Here is a 14,399-nt window from a genome sequence, read left to right as displayed (position 1 = left end):
TTTGCCCTTATTATAAACGAATAACAGTTTAATTATGAGAGATCCGGAAAAGACGATAGGTAATATTGTTGACAAACAGACAGTTTCATTCCTTGGTTCGGTTGATGAGGAAGGTTTCCCTAATATCAAAGCAATGCTTCAACCTCGTAAACGGGAAGGAATCCGTACATTTTATTTTACTACCAATACATCTTCCATGCGTGTGGCTCAGTTCAGGGAGAATGACCGTTCCTGTATTTACTTTTGCGACCGGCGCTTTTTCAAAGGCGTGATGCTGAAAGGAACAATCGAAGTCCTGACCGACCCGGCAAGCAAAGAATTAATCTGGTTGCCGGGAGATACAATGTATTATAAAGAAGGTGTTACCGACCCGGATTATTGTGTGTTGAAATTCACCGCTTTTTCGGGAAGATATTATAGTGGGTTCAAATCCGAGGATTTTAGTGTTGAGTAGCCGTACGGATAAATTCACTTTGTTCCCCTGAATATGTCACTGTCAATTGATGCATCGCTCGGGTTACTGCCACATAAAGCATGCTTTTATCGATTTCCGAATAGTAATTTGTCTTATTGGTTTGGGGGACGATTACTTCATCAAACTCCAACCCTTTAGCCATATGGGAAGAAGTGACGATGGTACCGTTTATGAAAGCGGAACTTTGACTGGACAGGAAATATATGTCTTCGATTTGTTTTTGAAGTTTTTCTGCCATTTCTTTTGCCTGTAATTCAGTTTTGCATACGATTCCCAATGAATTGTATTTTGATTCTCTGAATACAGAAACCAAATGAACGATGGCGGATATTTCTTCTTCTGCATTTCCGAACCGGAGAATTTCCGGCTTTTTGCCATGACGTACAACCGGTATCAGTTCGTCATTAGAGCGTATCTTTTGGACAAAGTCGGTTATTTCGATGGTCGAACGATAACTTTTGCATAATTTCATGACCTCTCCTGCTGCAAATGCTTTGCGAATCATTTCGGCTGTCGATGAACCGTAGGGGTTTACCGATTGGCATGCATCGCCGAGAATAGTTTTCCGGCAGGGATAAAGTTTTTGAATTACCTTAAATTGAATGGGCGAATAGTCCTGCATTTCGTCTATCAGGAGATGTTTGATATGGGAATATGTCGTGTTTTCGTCCAACGACATGTGCAGGTAGGCCAACGGGGCAAGGTCTGCATATTCAAGGATATGGCCTTTGCGCAGTTTAAACATTTCAGGTTTCCCGGTCCATTTGAAAAAGTCTTTATATACCTGAAGATCGTTGTTTCCGCCGAACATCTTTTTTATCTCTTTTTTCAGCAGGTTCTTTTCTGACGTGGTTACGGATATGTTGTATTGGATTTTCATCATATCCAGTATGTAATCGGTCATTGTCTCAAACCGTTGTCGCATCGGATAACGGTTGAATCGTTTGAACTGTTCCTCGATGAAGCCGGCGGGGATGGTGATATGTCTGGTGAGCTGGACATCTGTAGCCTTGAAATAATTGTTTTCCATGTGGAGGATGAATTTGTCCAACAGGGAAATGAAATCGAACGATGCCTTGTATTGTATTCGTTCGATAAAATCCCGGGATGGTTTTTCCAGCAATTCGGTTACCTGGTCGAAGAAATTCCGGTATTTATATTTATTTTCGAGTAATTCCGAAAGGATTTGTTCCATGCTGGTTTCAGGAACTGTCTCTTCTCCGAGTTCGGGTAGTACGTTGGATATGTAATCGGCAAAGACTTTATTGGGGGATATAATCAGAATATCCCTGGAAGAAATATTTCCTTTCAGGGTGTAAAGCAGATAAGCGATACGATGCAAGGCAATGGAGGTTTTACCGGAACCGGCTACTCCTTGTATGATAAGTACGGGAGCTTCTTCGTTACGGATAATTTGGTTCTGCTCACGCTGGATAGTCGTTACGATATTCTTCATTTTGTCGTCGGCATTGGCACTGAGTTCTTTCTGTAGAATGTCGTCATGGACGGTGAGGGAACTTTCAATCATATATTCCATCCGGCCTTTACGGATGCGGTACTGGCGTTTGAGCGATATTTTGCCGTTGACTTCACCGGTCGGGGAGGTGTAGGAGGCTTCACCCAGTTCATGGTCGTAAAACATGCTTGAAACCGGGGCTCTCCAGTCGTATATCAGATTGGTCCTGCTTATGGAGTCGTAGAATGTGTGTATTCCAATATAAACAGGTGTGGTTGGGCTGCCGTCTTTCTTTTCTTTGAAATCTATCCGTCCGAAATAGGGAATATCGAGAATCTGGCCTAACCGTTTGCGTTTATCGATGACGTTTTCTCCCAATGCGAAATGATTCAGGATACTTTCGCGCATGGAACGAATCTCGTGCGGGTCTATGTCTTTGTTAGACCATAAATAATCCTTGTATTCTTGCAGGGTGTCTACATGGTCTTTAACTGATTTGTCGGTATTGTTAATCGTAGCGTGTATGATACTGAGTATCTTTTGTAAATATTCTTTTTCCTGTTTTTCTGTTTCGTTGAATGCCATAGCTGTCTTGTTGTTATATTAAAATGATTGAAAAGGACGGGCAAAGTTACATGAACCGGCCCGGCTATTAAATAGTGATTTATAACTATATCTCCGGCCTTTTTCATACTTTTGCTGCACATTAAAAATACAAAAATGGATATTCTCGATATAGCACGGCTGAATCAGCAGCGGGCCTGGAAAGTAGTGGAGGACAGCGGCGTTATCCCCGCCTGGGAAAGCGTAGGGGCTGAAATCAATCTGGTTGGTTCCTTAAGTACGGGGTTACTGATGACGCACCGGGATATTGATTTTCATATTTATACCTCTCCGTTGGAATTATCAGACAGTTTCCGGGCGATGGCAAAAATGGCGGAGAATCCGTCTGTCAAAAAAATAGAGTGTGCGAACTTGTTACATACGGTTGAAGAGTGCGTGGAGTGGCATGCCTGGTTTCAGGAACCGGAGGGTGAACTTTGGCAGATAGATATGATTCATATCCGAAAAGGTTCCCGATATGACGGTTATTTTGAAAAGGTAGCCAGGCGAATCGCTGCTGTTCTGACGGATGAAACAAGACGGGCTATCCTGCAACTGAAATTTGAAACACCTGTAACGGAAAAGGTCATGGGAGTGGAGTATTATCAGGCCGTTATCCGTGACGGTGTGCGGAGTTATACTGAATTTGAGGAGTGGAGGAAACAATATCCGGTTACCGGTGTGGTGGAGTGGATGCCGTAAACCGGTTTAACAGTCCTGATTCCAATCCGGCATTTATAGCTTCGATGGAGTTTTGAACTCCTAATTTATGTAACAGGTTCTGACGGTGGATATTCACCGTATGGATACTGATGCATAGTTTATGAGCGATTTCCTTACTTAGCAGTCCTTCCTGGATAAGATGTAATATCTCCGTTTCCCGCGGAGTGAGAACAGGCTGTTGACAGGCCGGGAGGGAAGGGGAGAACATCTCTCCGTTTCTGAGGTTGAGGACGGTACAATCTACCCCATTTGTTTCTTCCTGGTTGGGTGAAATGTCCATATTCCCTAATATAAGCCATGCTTTTCCTGTTGCGTCCTGCTCCATTACCTGATGTTTACTGATGACACGTACGTATTGCTGACGGATGTTACGGACACGGAAACTGTAAATATTACAATAGTTGTTGCGTTCTGCGGCAGGGAGGCTGTAAATAAATTCTCCCAACCGGATTTGGAAAGCCTCCAGTTGCTGGCGGTCGTCCGGATGGATACGTGATTCCAGATAGTCGCCCTGTTTTTCGAGAGTGGCAATTTTATGGTTGTCATATCCCAGCAAGTCGGAAAAGTTAGAAGATGCGAAAGCATATCTGCATTTGTAGACATCGACAACGAAGGTACAGGTACGATTTATTTTCGCCATTTGCAGGAGCATGGTTTTATCGCGTTCCCAAACGGCGTAATCGATGCCGGTAGCTGATAGGTTTTGTCTGGCCCATAATTCTTCGCGGGTGATATTGTCTGGCTTCATTGAAGTTCCCTCCATTTCTCCTGGGGATTTTCTTCTCCGTCAAAATAAGCGGATTGGGCGGATTTATTGAATATCTCACCTGACGGAACAAGATATATTTTATCGGAATCCGGATATTCGCAAATGTCGTGTCCGATAAATGTCCTTATATCAAGGTATACACAGGGTTCTGTCGTGTGATTGTATAATTGATGTGCTCCGGTTTCACCTTTTTCAAAAAAAATCAAATCGCCGCTGCTTACGGCTTCTAACCCTTTGGGTGTTCTTAGGGTGGCAGAACCGGAGATTATTAAGAATAATTCTTCTGCATATCGGTGGAAATGGTACGCAGAGCAGTATTGTCCGGGATTCAGTTGCCGCAAGTCGAAATTTAAATTTTCCGGTTTCACTCCTTTTTGGATTCTGGAGATGTCTGTGAATAATTTGAAAGGCTCAATCCTGTTCGGATTTTCCTGAAAGTTTCTGTCGTTTGATTTTAAAATTGTAGCCATGATTTTGTCTTTTAGTGATTTTGTTTTTAAAAGGGTGAAGTTATTACAAATTTTCTCTATTCATGTAGCAAATATAGTTTGTAAAGCGTAATTTTACAGATATTTTACTCCAAATATTAAAAACAGCGAAGGTATGGACTTTTTAGAACTAACAAAGAAACGCTTTTCAGCAAGAAATTATAAGTCGGATAAGGTCGAGCAGGATAAGATAGATTATATTATTGAATGTGCCCGCTTAGCTCCTTCTGCGGTAAATTATCAACCGTGGCATTTCATGGTCGTAATCAGTGAAGAACAGAAAAAGAAGGTACAGCAATGTTATAATAGGGAATGGTTTGCAAAAGCGCCAGTCTATATCGTGGTATGTGCTGATAAATCAGAAGCCTGGGTACGGAAGTCTGATAATAAAAATCATGCAGACATCGACGCCGCCATTGCAACAGAACATATTTGTCTTGCTGCTACAGAAATGGGGTTAGGTAGTTGCTGGGTTTGTAACTTTGATTTGGACTTACTTAGAACGAACTTTCAATTGCCTGCTGAAAAATATCCGGTAGCGATTATACCATTGGGATATATCGCAGAACAACCCGAACGTTTCTCAACTCGAAAGGAGAGGGGGGAAATAGTAACGGTGTATTAAATGGGGGGCGTTGCGGCATAGATAAAATATGATATTAGAGAACTTTCTAATCAATGAAGTTGGTCTATCGTCCGATTTATATGGAAGGCTGATAGATACATGCGATAAAGTTTTTTTGAAGCGGAAAGACTATTTATTGCATCAGGGACAAATCTGTAGATTTATAGGCTTTGTGGAATCGGGAGTTTTACGCTCTTACATAGAAAAGGAAGGAGACGATTATATCAGTGACTTTTATTTTGAAGGTTCATTTATCACATCTTATAGAAGTTTTCTAACTAAAGAGGCAAGTGTAGGAAGCATACAGGCATTGGAAGACTCGGTTATATATTGTTTATCTAAAACTAATTATGACCAATTACTACAAGCCTCGAATGAGTGGTATAAATTGGGAAAATATATAGCAGACACTCTCTTTATTAAAAAATGCAGGAAAGAGACATCATTGTTTATGGATAACGCTTTAGACAGATATAAATTACTTCTACAAACTTATCCTAATATAGAACAACATGTATCACAATATCATATAGCATCATATCTTGGAATAAAACCTGAATCCTTGAGCCGTCTTAAATCTCTTAACATAGGTCAATGAAATAAGCTCTTGCTCTGTCCTATCTTTGCAGCAAACAAATCTATCATGAATAAGATAGCAGTATTCATTGTATTAATCATTTTAAATTGTTGCACAAGTATGGAAAAGAATAACGTAGCAAGAACCAATCTTCTTTCTATTCAATTGAAGGAAAAGCAAGGTTTATCAAAAGTCGAAATTAAAAGAGTCGTTATTCCGCAAAGTGGAAAGGCTGAGTATCATTTACATCCTTGCTCAGTTGTGGGGCATGTTGTTTCAGGTACTTTATTGTTCCAGGTTGAAGGAGAAAAACCTCAATTGCTAACAGGTGGGGAAGCATTTTACGAACCTAAGAATAAGCCGATACTGCATTTTGATAATGCATCAGATTCTGAATCTTTAGTTTTCATTGCATACTATTTAATCGAAGAGTGTGAGGATTTAATAGTGTTATTACCTGCAAAGTAAGCTGTCCATTGAATAATAATTGTTTATTTTGCAATAAATACTCGTTATTATGCCTGAAAGTATTTCGCAATTCTATAAAAGGATACAGCTTCGTACCTCTCAACCGGATGCTACCTATTCTAAGGAGAAACCCTATTTTAATATTTTCTCCCGGCAATGTAATTTTGGAACAGTGCAATTCAGTTATAGGGAGTTTTATAAAATTACATTGATTATAGGTGTGGGAAAACTATATTATGCAGATAAATGGATTTTGGTAAACCGGCCTGCATTGTTGTTTTCCAATCCTTTGGTTCCTTATGCTTGGGAATCAATCAGCGAAGAACAGAAAGGAATGTTTTGCATTTTCAATGAACAGTTTGTGCAGTCGGAAGAAAAAAACGGTTCGTTAGCCAATACTCCATTGTTTAAAATAACAGGAGATAAAGTTTTCTTTTTGGATGATACACAAGTTGATAAAGTACTGGATATATACATGCAGATGCAGGAAGAAAACCAATCCGACTATGTAAATAAGTCTGATGTGTTGCGATGCTACCTTCATTTGTTGATACATACAGCCTTGAAAATGCAAGATTTCAATCAGTATGAGTCGTTCCCGAATGCTTCACAGCGTATTACTGAATTATTCATAGAATTGTTAGACAGGCAATTCCCGGTTGATTATCCGCACGCGATATTAAATTTACGTACTCCTGCCGATTATGCAAACCGCCTGTCTGTGCATATTAATCATTTAAATAAAGTAGTTAAAGATACGACAGGAAAAACAACCTCTGAGATGATTGCGGAAAGAATTACCAAAGAATGTACGCAATATTTGTTACACAGTAATCTTTCTATATCAGAAATAGCGTATAGTTTGGGATTCGAAACGGTCTCTTATTTCAGTAAATTTTATCGTAAGCATACCGGTAAATCCCCTAGTGAAATCAGAGAACAGGCAATTATTTGATTTGTGCAAATGATGCTTTGAATTGTATCATTCAATCAGAATGCCTCTCCCTAATTTTGTGCCGACTAGAAATATGAATTATGAAGTACAGAAAATTAGGTAAAACAGGAGAGAATCTGTCCGCTATCGGATTAGGTTGCATGGGGATGAGTGCTGCGTATGGAGTAGCCGATGAAAAAGAAAGCATCAAAACATTGTACCGTGCATTGGAGCTTGGTGTCAACTTTTGGGATACAGCTGATGTGTATGGCAATGGTGCTAATGAGCGATTACTATCTAAGGTACTGGGTGAAAGAAGAAATCAGATTTTTATTGCAACGAAATTCGGTTTCCGTTTACGTAATAATCAAGGCAGTGTGTTTACCGGTGGCGAGAGTTATGTGGATGCATCTCCTAAATATATGAGACAAGCAGTAGAAAGCAGTTTGAAAAGGTTGAATATTGAAGCCATAGACTTATACTATGCACATCGGATAGACCCGGCAATACCAGTTGAAGAAACCGTTGGTGCTATGGCTGAACTGGTGAGAGAGGGGAAAGTGCGTTATTTAGGATTAAGCGAATGTTCATCCGAATCATTGCGGAGAGCTTATGCTGTTCATCCTATATCAGCCGTTGAAAGTGAGTATTCCTTATTAACCCGTGATGTGGAAAAAGAGATGCTACCCTTAACTAAAGAATTGGGAATAACTCTAGTTCCGTTTTCTCCACTAGGCAGAGGATTGGTCACTAATACCATTGATGTTAATGCTTTAGGAGAAAATGATTTTCGAAAGCATTTACCTCGTTATAATAGTGAACATTGGGAGAATAACCGCAATTTAGCTACCGGACTGGCAACTATTGCGAAAAGTAAAAACATTACTCCTGCTCAGCTTGCTTTGGCTTGGTTATTAGCGCAAGGTGAAAATATTGTACCCATACCAGGTACGAAACGTATGAAATATTTAGAAAAAAATGTACAGGCTGCTAATATCGAGTTGTCGGAAGAGGATATGACAGAGATAAAGCAACTTGTACAGAAATACCCTAATATTGGAGATAGATACAATAAGTATGATTTTGAATTTGTAAATAAATAGCCTGTACGTTTAGAAGGTGTCTGAAAAGGATGCCTTCTTCGGATACCGACAAAACGTAATTTCCAAACTCCTCAAAGATGAAATCTCTCGGAAATTGTATTTGATAATCTCATTACAAGGGCACGAGCTGATTCAAGAAAGAGAACTTCTCTTAGGAACAAACCAATTATAAAGGAACTGCTCGCGGAGGAGCATAACCTATTACTGATAGTTGGTTTGGATGTAATCCATAAAGTCGAAGTCCTTCTTCAATTCAGGACTCCCTATCATCTCTTCTTTGGTGTTGATGATAAATTGCTTTTGCTTTACGACATACTTCTCTATAAAGGTCGTAATCTCGTCCAGATTATTTTTCATAGGCGACTCGGCCATTTCATGTGCTACATTTTCTACTTCAAAAAAGAAATAGGGCGCCTGCATCTCGTCTAATTGTTTAGCAATATATTTCGAACCATACAATCCCGCATTTCCATATACAGCCTTATCAAAAGGGACATTCTTATCGGCATCTCCATGGAAAAGCTGGATAGGAGTCGGTTTTACCGGCCAGGTCAAGTCGCCGTTTTCACTAGCAATAGCGCCGGCGAAAGCAATAATGCCTCCATAGCGAAAGCCCTCTGGCAATCGTTTTGTCAGTTCGGCTTTATGGCTTATCATATATTCTCCCTGTAATACGGTTACGGCCCCGGCACTCGACCCATTGGCTATAATCTTATTCTTATCAATTCCCCATTCGGCAGCATGATTGTATACAAAATTGGTGGCGTCGAACAAATCTTCGACAGCTATATGAATCGCATGTATCAATAATCCGGTAATCTCATCGGGCCCGGATATATCTTTGTTCTTAACATCTTTCAATCCCAAACGATAATCGATGCCGATGGCAACATATCCTCTTTCGGCCAGCTTCTCAAAATAATCAATATTTGCTTCATATGTCCGGGAACCTCCTACAAAACCTCCGCCAAAGACGAAAAGTACACAGGGTTTATCTACCCTTTGGGAAGGAATATCATATTTGTCAAGCCGCAAGGTATCTGTCCCTTTGATGGAAAAGATATAGCTTTGCTTCTCTATCTCTCCTGTCTTTAAGGGAGTTTTAGGTTTGGAACACGAGAATAGGAGGGTGGCAACGAATAAAAATAAAATACATTTTTTCATGGTAGATTAGTTTCAAATATTCAACAACAAAGATATAAGAATTATATTAAAATCATACATTATAAACCAATATCTAGGTTCAAGTGAGACTCCAATGCTTTCATACTTCATTTTTCTATCTTTACAGATTCTAATCATTAAAGGTGATTCGTATTTGTGACATACGATACTAATTGTAGCACTCATGGTTTACATGCCTCTGTAAACAGACCACAAAAAACACAGAAAATAATGGGATTTGAAGGAAAAAACCACCGAAAAGACACAAAAAAAGCAGTTACTTTTGATTGTAACTGCTTGATTTTCAGTGGTGCCACCAGGAATCGAACCGGGGACACAAGGATTTTCAGTCCTTTGCTCTACCAACTGAGCTATGGCACCGTTGTTTTGTTTAACGGGTGCAAAGATACGGACTTTTTTTTAATATGCAATAGTTTGGTGGAAAAAATGATAAAAATTATTCATTAAGTGAATTCCAGCCCTGGGCTTTCAGTTCAACTTCTCCACCGTCACGGCCTACCAGATAATTGCCCAGTTCGGGACGGGTAATGTGACCGATGACTTTAACTCCTTTTATCTCAGAAACTTTGTCGTGGGCGGTTAGAGGGACGGTGAACAAAAGCTCATAATCTTCGCCGCCATTCAGGGCTGCCGTCGATAAATTCATGTTGAACTGCTCTGCCATAGCTGCTGTCTGGTAGTCGATAGGAATGCGATCTTCATAGATACGGCAACCTACATTGCTTTGCTTTGATATATGAAGTAATTCGGAAGAAAGGCCGTCCGAAATGTCCATCATGGAGGTAGGAACAATACCGGCTTTGTCAAGCAACTCGATGATGTCTTTGCGGGCTTCCGGTTTTAACTGGCGTTCCAGTAGATATTCCTTGCCGGTGAAGTCGGGGGTAAATTCTTTTTCTCCTTTAAATACCCTTTTTTCTCTTTCAAGCAACTGCAAACCCATATAGGCGGCTCCCAGGTCTCCGGATACGCAGACAAGGTCGGTATCTTTTGCTCCGCTGCGGGTGACTATTTTTTCTTTTTCACCTTCACCGATACATGTAATGCTGATGCACAGGCCGGTCAAAGATGCGGAAGTATCACCACCTACAATGTCAACTCCATAAATATCACAGGCCAGTTGGAGACCCGAATAGAATTCTTCCAGTTCTTCTACCGAAAAACGTTTGGATATACCGAGGGAGACCGTTATCTGTTTCGGTTTTCCGTTCATTGCATAAATATCGGAGAAGTTGACGACTGCAGATTTATATCCCAGGTGTTTTAGCGGAACATACGTCAGGTCGAAGTGAATGCCTTCAAGTAAAAGGTCGGTTGTTACCAATACCTGCTTTTCCTTATAGTCTAGTACTGCGGCATCATCGCCAACGCCTTTTACTGTACTTTCGTTTTTTAACTCTATCTTTTCTGTAAGGTGGCGGATTAAACCAAATTCGCCTAATGTTGCAATTTCTGTTCTTTTGCTCATCTTTTATTTATCGTAACAAATTATCTTTATGGAAAGTTGTTATATGTTTTTTGATTTCATCGTCAAATTTCTTGTCCAGGCAGAATTCGATGGTAATCGGCAAATAATACATGCACGTTTTCCAATCTTCCGGAATATGCGGATTATCCAATAGCCGGGCGGCATCTTTTTCTGTAACCAGAATGTATTTGGCGGATGACTTCATTTTATCAAAGGTATTTTTAATGCGTCGTATATCGGATTTTTCGAAGGCATGATGGTCCGGAAAAATCAGCGGCGTTACCTTGTCGGAAAACTTTCCGACTTCTTTGATGAACCCTTCGGGAGAAGCGATGCCGGATATAACCAGCAGTTCGTCTTCTTTTTGAATGTCTTTCCGGCTGAGCGGTTTGCCCTGATTCCCGAATACCGGTTTAATTTCATCGTAAGCGATATGTGTGAAGTGGATGGACTGGTGGGCCAGCAACTTCATGTTTTCTTCAATGATGCGGTACTCGATAGGTTTCATATCCTCCTCGCATTTGGTGACGATAACCATGTCTGCCCGGCGTATTCCGCAGATAGGTTCACGCAGGCGGCCGGCGGGGAGTAGCTTGTCGTTGTAGAACAAACGATGGTAGTCAGTCAGGACGATAGAGAATGAAGGGGCGACGTAGCGGTGCTGATAGGCATCGTCAAGAAGGATGACTTGCGGACGCTGTTCTTCAGGAAGTGCCAGCAGTTTGCCGATACCTTCGCGACGGTCGGCATCTACGGCCACGAGAATATCGGGAAACTTATGTTTCATCTGATAAGGTTCGTCACCAATCTCGTGGCTTGTGCTCTGCTCGTTTGCCAGGATAAAACCGGAAGATTTTCGTTTATATCCCCGGCTGAGTACGGCTATCCTGTAATCATCCTTTAATAAACGGATGATATATTCGGTATGAGGTGTTTTCCCTGTTCCTCCCACAGCCAGATTCCCAATGCATATAATAGGTATAGGATATGACTCCGAAGACAGCAGTCGCCAGTCGAACAGCTGATTGCGGAACCGGACTCCTATTCCATACAGGAAGGAAAAGGGAGAAAGCAGAGAGTGTATTTTTATGTCGTTTTCTGTCGGCATCTCGGATTATAATGGTTTAACATCATAAGGAAGTCGCGCCTGGACTCCGGTTGTCGATTTGATATTATTCAGTGTTTTGAAGTACTCATATTCTTCGCCCAATACACTTTTTACAACAGAAACTTTTACTTCACCGAGTTGTTTTTCGATGAATTCTTTCCAGAAATCTTTGGAACCGGAAACATAAGTCAGGCTGTAATCAGTCAGGTCGGCTAAAGAGGCGGCAGTCTCGATAGCCTTATCTATACCTCCGAGTTCGTCAACCAGTCCACGTTCTTTTGCTTGTTCGCCGGTCCAAACGCGTCCTTGCCCTATTTCGTTGATTGCTTCCTTGCTCATATCGCGGCCATCGGCGCAACGGGTAATGAATGTGTCATATCCTCTCTCAACAAATGATTGAATCAGGACTTTTTCGTCTTCACGCATCGGACGGCTCATGTCTCCCAAATCTGCGTATGTATTTGTTTTTACAATATCGGTAGTAAGCGACAGTTTATCGAATAAACCCGTTACGTTCGGGAAAATACCGAAAATACCGATAGAACCGGTAAGCGTGTTGGGTTCAGCTACAATTTTGCTGGCGGCACACGAAATATAGTAACCTCCCGAGGCGGCTACATCGCCCATGGAAACAACAATCGGTTTTACTTTTTTCAATTCAATGACCTGGCGCCAGATTTGTTCGGATACGAAGGCACTTCCACCTGGTGAGTTGACACGGAAAACAACGGCTTTTACGTTTTCATCATTTTTTAACTTGATGAGTTCGGAAGCTACTTTCTCCGTAATAGCCTGTTCCGTATTATAAGGTGAAGAGGGAGTTTCGGGTTTGATTTCGCCTTCTGCATACAGGATTGCTATACGGTCTGCCTTTTCACGACTGATGGTTTTGATGCTTTTCATATTTGAAAGGCTGGCAGTCTGTAGGCGTTTGTCGCTTTGTCCGGCCAGCTCTTTTACGAATTCTTCGGCTTCGGGACGGTATTTCAATTCATCAATCAGGCCGCATTCGACAGCTTTTTCGGCCGCAGAGAAAGCATAGCCTTGATTGGCAAAGCTATTGATGTCGGCAACCGGGATTTTTCTGGATTCGGCAATGCCGTTGGTTACATTGTCCCAAATGGTACTTATATATGATTGGATTTGTTCACGATTGGCGTCACTTAGTTTGTCGAGCATGAACGGTTCAACAGCGCCCTTGTAAGTTCCGACTTTAAATATCATCATTTCTACGCCGACCTTTTTTAATAAATCTTTATAGAACATCGTTTGTGAAGCCATTCCGACAAGTCCTAACGTACCTTGTGGATTCAGGAAGACTTTATCGGCAACAGAACATAGATAATAGCAACCCTGCGTATAATTATCAGAATAAGCAATAATGAATTTTCCGCTTTCTTTGAAATCATTCAATGCTCTGCGTATGGCCTCTAGGCTGGCAGAGCCGGTGCTAAGACTTTTTGCTTCTATATATATGCCTTTAATGTTTTTGTTTTCTTTGGCAGTCTGGATAGAGGAAAGAATATCTTTTAATGAAAGAGACTTATCTGTTTCACCCATCAGCATAGCGATTGGGTTTTCTTCGGTATTGTCGGAGAGGTTTCCTTCAAGCGTTAATTTATATACGGTATTGCTTTTTGGGGTGTAATCAGGAGTACTGCCTACACTGGCTGCAATACCAATCAGAGTGAATACAAATACAATGGAAATCAGGCCAACAGCAACAAAAACACCTAGTGCTGAGGCGAACATCATTTTAAAAAATTGTTTCATATCTATATTTCGTAAGTTTTTATCAGACAGCAAATATAGTTAACTTATTGATACTAACCATTCTTTTGCCTTGAATTATTTCGGGAGATATGTCTCTTTGCTGTTAGAACTTTGGTATAGACTCTATTACTATTTATTGTAACTGGGGTAAGAGAAGTAAACAGATCCTATTTATATATCTTTTTTCTGAGTTTTCCCCGACCTCCCTGCAAATCTCCCAATGTTATAACTATTCTTTCTGTGGGAATAATTAATCGTTCGACAATCATTCTCTATTCATTAAACAGGCGTTCTCTATTCATTAGACAATTGTCGAACGAATAGAGAATAGATATCGAACGATTAAATATTCCAAGCGAGAAACTAACTTTTCCAAAGCGAGGTTTCATTCATTATAAGATAAGCGGAAAGTCAGATGCATAATTTTCTCTTTCTTTGTGCGTACATTATATAACATTGTCTCCGGTTAAAAAATAAATGAAAAATAGTTTGTAAAAAGTTTGGAGTGTATATAGTAATCGACTACTTTTGCACCCGCATTCGAGAGAGAACGGCGCACCAACATGATGAAAGAGGTAACCTGGGGAAAGGGGATGAGGTTAGAGGTTCTAAGCAAAATTCCAACCGCCACAGCGACTCGAAAA

General features: G+C 40.7%; 15 protein-coding genes and 1 tRNA gene. 7 read left to right on the top strand and 9 right to left on the bottom strand.

All coding sequences use genetic code 11. The features are described from left to right. The first annotated feature begins 34 nt into the window (after window positions 1–34). A complete protein-coding gene (locus NBH14_RS05985; protein ID WP_128133640.1) occupies window positions 35–454 on the top strand; it encodes a pyridoxamine 5'-phosphate oxidase family protein in 420 nt (139 codons plus the stop codon). On the opposite strand, the gene NBH14_RS05980 is transcribed toward NBH14_RS05985, so the two are convergent. Then, a complete protein-coding gene (locus tag NBH14_RS05980; protein ID WP_186958162.1) occupies window positions 441–2,516 on the bottom strand; it encodes a HelD family protein in 2,076 nt (691 codons plus the stop codon). The two genes, NBH14_RS05985 and NBH14_RS05980, sit on opposite strands and share 14 nt — an antisense overlap. A 135-nt stretch (window positions 2,517–2,651) precedes the next feature. Between NBH14_RS05980 and NBH14_RS05975 the strand changes: the two genes are divergently transcribed. Next, window positions 2,652–3,236 carry a phosphoglycerate mutase family protein gene (locus NBH14_RS05975; protein WP_186958161.1) on the top strand — a complete coding sequence of 195 codons (585 nt, stop codon included), beginning with the start codon at window positions 2,652–2,654 and terminating at the stop codon, window positions 3,234–3,236. Here NBH14_RS05975 and NBH14_RS05970 read toward each other — a convergent pair. Continuing rightward, window positions 3,208–4,005, bottom strand: coding sequence for a LuxR C-terminal-related transcriptional regulator (locus tag NBH14_RS05970; protein WP_186958377.1), 798 nt, complete (start codon window positions 4,003–4,005; stop codon window positions 3,208–3,210). The genes NBH14_RS05975 and NBH14_RS05970 overlap by 29 nt on opposite strands. Further along, window positions 4,002–4,496 (bottom strand): cupin domain-containing protein, encoded by a 495-nt coding sequence (locus NBH14_RS05965; RefSeq protein WP_186958160.1) that lies wholly within the window; start codon window positions 4,494–4,496, stop codon window positions 4,002–4,004. The genes NBH14_RS05970 and NBH14_RS05965 overlap by 4 nt, the downstream gene beginning before the upstream one ends. A 133-nt stretch (window positions 4,497–4,629) precedes the next feature. On the opposite strand from NBH14_RS05965, the gene NBH14_RS05960 reads away from it, so the two are divergent. From NBH14_RS05960 to NBH14_RS05940, 5 genes are all read left to right on the top strand, one after another. Then, window positions 4,630–5,139: a nitroreductase family protein gene (locus tag NBH14_RS05960; RefSeq protein WP_186958159.1), complete on the top strand. Its 510-nt coding sequence runs from the start codon at window positions 4,630–4,632 to the stop codon at window positions 5,137–5,139. 28 nt (window positions 5,140–5,167) lie between these two features. Further along, window positions 5,168–5,737, top strand: coding sequence for a Crp/Fnr family transcriptional regulator (locus tag NBH14_RS05955; RefSeq protein WP_128133634.1), 570 nt, complete (start codon window positions 5,168–5,170; stop codon window positions 5,735–5,737). 45 nt (window positions 5,738–5,782) lie between these two features. Continuing rightward, entirely contained in the window at window positions 5,783–6,184 is a 402-nt protein-coding gene (locus NBH14_RS05950; protein ID WP_233566966.1) for a cupin domain-containing protein, read from the top strand. A 49-nt stretch (window positions 6,185–6,233) separates the two neighbouring features. Then, window positions 6,234–7,139 (top strand): helix-turn-helix domain-containing protein, encoded by a 906-nt coding sequence (locus NBH14_RS05945; RefSeq protein ID WP_128133633.1) that lies wholly within the window; start codon window positions 6,234–6,236, stop codon window positions 7,137–7,139. Window positions 7,140–7,219: 80 nt separating this feature from the next. Beyond that, complete coding sequence (locus tag NBH14_RS05940) at window positions 7,220–8,221, top strand: aldo/keto reductase (protein ID WP_186958158.1); 1,002 nt, start codon at window positions 7,220–7,222, stop codon at window positions 8,219–8,221. A 201-nt stretch (window positions 8,222–8,422) separates the two neighbouring features. Here the strand turns inward: NBH14_RS05940 and NBH14_RS05935 are convergent, their stop codons facing one another. The 6 genes from NBH14_RS05935 to sppA all read right to left on the bottom strand — a co-directional run bounded on the left by NBH14_RS05935 (window position 8,423) and on the right by sppA (window position 13,755). Next, window positions 8,423–9,385: an alpha/beta hydrolase gene (locus NBH14_RS05935; protein ID WP_186958157.1), complete on the bottom strand. Its 963-nt coding sequence runs from the start codon at window positions 9,383–9,385 to the stop codon at window positions 8,423–8,425. Between the two features lie 12 nt (window positions 9,386–9,397). Next, complete coding sequence (locus tag NBH14_RS05930; RefSeq protein WP_255502234.1) at window positions 9,398–9,523, bottom strand: Arm DNA-binding domain-containing protein; 126 nt, start codon at window positions 9,521–9,523, stop codon at window positions 9,398–9,400. 170 nt (window positions 9,524–9,693) lie between these two features. Further along, window positions 9,694–9,766: transfer RNA gene (locus tag NBH14_RS05925), tRNA-Phe, on the bottom strand. A 76-nt stretch (window positions 9,767–9,842) separates the two neighbouring features. Next, the gene (thiL, locus tag NBH14_RS05920) at window positions 9,843–10,874 is read right to left on the bottom strand and encodes a thiamine-phosphate kinase (RefSeq protein ID WP_186958155.1); all 1,032 of its coding nucleotides are present in this window, start codon (window positions 10,872–10,874) and stop codon (window positions 9,843–9,845) included. A gap of 7 nt (window positions 10,875–10,881) precedes the next feature. Then, window positions 10,882–11,982, bottom strand: a complete 1,101-nt coding sequence (gene lpxK, locus NBH14_RS05915) for a tetraacyldisaccharide 4'-kinase (protein ID WP_186958154.1) — start codon at window positions 11,980–11,982, stop codon at window positions 10,882–10,884. A gap of 6 nt (window positions 11,983–11,988) precedes the next feature. Continuing rightward, window positions 11,989–13,755: a signal peptide peptidase SppA gene (sppA, locus tag NBH14_RS05910; protein WP_186958153.1), complete on the bottom strand. Its 1,767-nt coding sequence runs from the start codon at window positions 13,753–13,755 to the stop codon at window positions 11,989–11,991. Window positions 13,756–14,399: the final 644 nt, after the last annotated feature.

It is taken from the genome of Parabacteroides caecihominis (assembly GCF_023656785.1).
GTDB classification, from domain to species: domain Bacteria; phylum Bacteroidota; class Bacteroidia; order Bacteroidales; family Tannerellaceae; genus Parabacteroides; species Parabacteroides segnis.
Note: the sequence above shows the minus strand (reverse complement) of the source record. Positions and strands in the feature narration are given on the sequence as shown.

What these genes read in the sequence shown, in the direction of transcription:
- NBH14_RS05985 (WP_128133640.1), top strand. Translation starts at nt 35, where the DNA reads ATGAGAGATCCGGAAAAGACGATAGGTAATATTGTTGACAAACAGACA.
- NBH14_RS05980 (WP_186958162.1), bottom strand. Translation starts at nt 2,516, where the DNA reads ATGGCATTCAACGAAACAGAAAAACAGGAAAAAGAATATTTACAAAAG.
- NBH14_RS05975 (WP_186958161.1), top strand. Translation starts at nt 2,652, where the DNA reads ATGGATATTCTCGATATAGCACGGCTGAATCAGCAGCGGGCCTGGAAA.
- NBH14_RS05970 (WP_186958377.1), bottom strand. Translation starts at nt 4,005, where the DNA reads ATGAAGCCAGACAATATCACCCGCGAAGAATTATGGGCCAGACAAAAC.
- NBH14_RS05965 (WP_186958160.1), bottom strand. Translation starts at nt 4,496, where the DNA reads ATGGCTACAATTTTAAAATCAAACGACAGAAACTTTCAGGAAAATCCG.
- NBH14_RS05960 (WP_186958159.1), top strand. Translation starts at nt 4,630, where the DNA reads ATGGACTTTTTAGAACTAACAAAGAAACGCTTTTCAGCAAGAAATTAT.
- NBH14_RS05955 (WP_128133634.1), top strand. Translation starts at nt 5,168, where the DNA reads ATGATATTAGAGAACTTTCTAATCAATGAAGTTGGTCTATCGTCCGAT.
- NBH14_RS05950 (WP_233566966.1), top strand. Translation starts at nt 5,783, where the DNA reads ATGAATAAGATAGCAGTATTCATTGTATTAATCATTTTAAATTGTTGC.
- NBH14_RS05945 (WP_128133633.1), top strand. Translation starts at nt 6,234, where the DNA reads ATGCCTGAAAGTATTTCGCAATTCTATAAAAGGATACAGCTTCGTACC.
- NBH14_RS05940 (WP_186958158.1), top strand. Translation starts at nt 7,220, where the DNA reads ATGAAGTACAGAAAATTAGGTAAAACAGGAGAGAATCTGTCCGCTATC.
- NBH14_RS05935 (WP_186958157.1), bottom strand. Translation starts at nt 9,385, where the DNA reads ATGAAAAAATGTATTTTATTTTTATTCGTTGCCACCCTCCTATTCTCG.
- NBH14_RS05930 (WP_255502234.1), bottom strand. Translation starts at nt 9,523, where the DNA reads ATGATTAGAATCTGTAAAGATAGAAAAATGAAGTATGAAAGCATTGGA.
- thiL (WP_186958155.1), bottom strand. Translation starts at nt 10,874, where the DNA reads ATGAGCAAAAGAACAGAAATTGCAACATTAGGCGAATTTGGTTTAATC.
- lpxK (WP_186958154.1), bottom strand. Translation starts at nt 11,982, where the DNA reads ATGCCGACAGAAAACGACATAAAAATACACTCTCTGCTTTCTCCCTTT.
- sppA (WP_186958153.1), bottom strand. Translation starts at nt 13,755, where the DNA reads ATGAAACAATTTTTTAAAATGATGTTCGCCTCAGCACTAGGTGTTTTT.